This window comes from Pseudomonas sp. GD04091, assembly GCF_029836165.1.
Classification (GTDB): domain Bacteria; phylum Pseudomonadota; class Gammaproteobacteria; order Pseudomonadales; family Pseudomonadaceae; genus Aquipseudomonas.
On the sequence record NZ_JAOEBG010000053.1, the window covers coordinates 1 to 1,002 of the forward strand.

At 66.8% G+C, this 1,002-nt stretch carries 1 protein-coding gene and 2 pseudogenes; all 3 read left to right on the forward strand.

Going from position 1 to position 1,002, the window contains the following annotated elements:
* Positions 1-193, forward strand: a pseudogene (locus tag N7422_RS26825) (multidrug transporter); the annotation flags it as partial.
* 50 nt (positions 194-243) lie between these two features.
* Positions 244-636: a MerR family transcriptional regulator gene (locus tag N7422_RS26830; RefSeq protein ID WP_126107547.1), complete on the forward strand. Its 393-nt coding sequence runs from the start codon at positions 244-246 to the stop codon at positions 634-636.
* Positions 637-716: 80 nt separating this feature from the next.
* A pseudogene (locus N7422_RS26835) lies at positions 717-1,002 on the forward strand (MFS transporter); the annotation flags it as partial.

Below are 1,002 nucleotides of genomic sequence, written 5' to 3' on the forward strand. Positions count from 1 at the left end.
AGGCGTGGACGACAACCTTACCTTGCTCGACGCGCAGCGCACGCAGTACGGCACGCAGCAGACCCTGGTGCGCACGCGCCTGACGCGGCTGAACAACCTCATCCACCTGTACAAGGCGCTGGGCGGCGGCTGGACCGAGCACACGGTGCCATCGGGCACCACGGCGCAGCAGCCCGCCCGGTCGCCGGGATGAGGGCCGGCGCGCAGCGATGGCGTCTCCCATCGCTGCGCGCGGAGAGCTGGATGAGGATTGGCGAACTCGCGCGCTTGACCGGCACGCCCCCCGAGAACATCAGGTTCTACGAGCGGGAGGGCCTGTTGCCCGCTCCCGAGCGGTCCCGCAACAACTACCGGCGCTATGGCCCGGCCCATGTCGAGCGGCTTCACCGGATTCGCAACTACCGTGCGTCGGGCATCGGCCTGGATGACGTGCGCAGCCTGCTGGCCTGGGCGCATGGCGAGTCCCCGGAACCCGAGCTGCTGAGGCAGGCTGTCCGGGACCATCTCGCCTGTGTCGAGAAACGCATGGAGCAACTGACCCGGGTGAAAGAGCACCTGCTCGCATTGGAACGGCAGGCTGTTCCTTCTGCCGCTCGGGAGATTTGCGAGGAGCGACCAGACTGCGACGGTTCATGAGCATCGCATGGCCGTATAACTGAACACATATTCATGCGTGTAATATTTCCGGCCAGACAAACGAACAAGAAAGACCGCCCATGACCGACCAGAGCATCACGCGCCGAAACATCGGCGTTCTCACCGCCGCGCAGGCGCTCGGCGGCGCCAGCGCGCCCATCGTGATGTCGCTGGGCGGACTGGTCGGCCAGCAGCTTGCCAAGGACTCGGCCTGGATCACCTTGCCCGTGAGCCTGTTCGGCCTGGGTCTTGCCATCGGCACCTTGCCCGCGGCGTTCATCATGCGGCGCCATGGCCGCCGTAACGGGTACGTGGTCGGGGTCGGCTTCGGCGTGGCCTCGGGCCTGATCGCCGCGCTGGGCATCT

Coding starts and splice junctions, on each gene's coding strand:
- N7422_RS26830 (WP_126107547.1), top strand. CDS start 244: ATGAGGATTGGCGAACTCGCGCGCTTGACCGGCACGCCCCCCGAGAAC.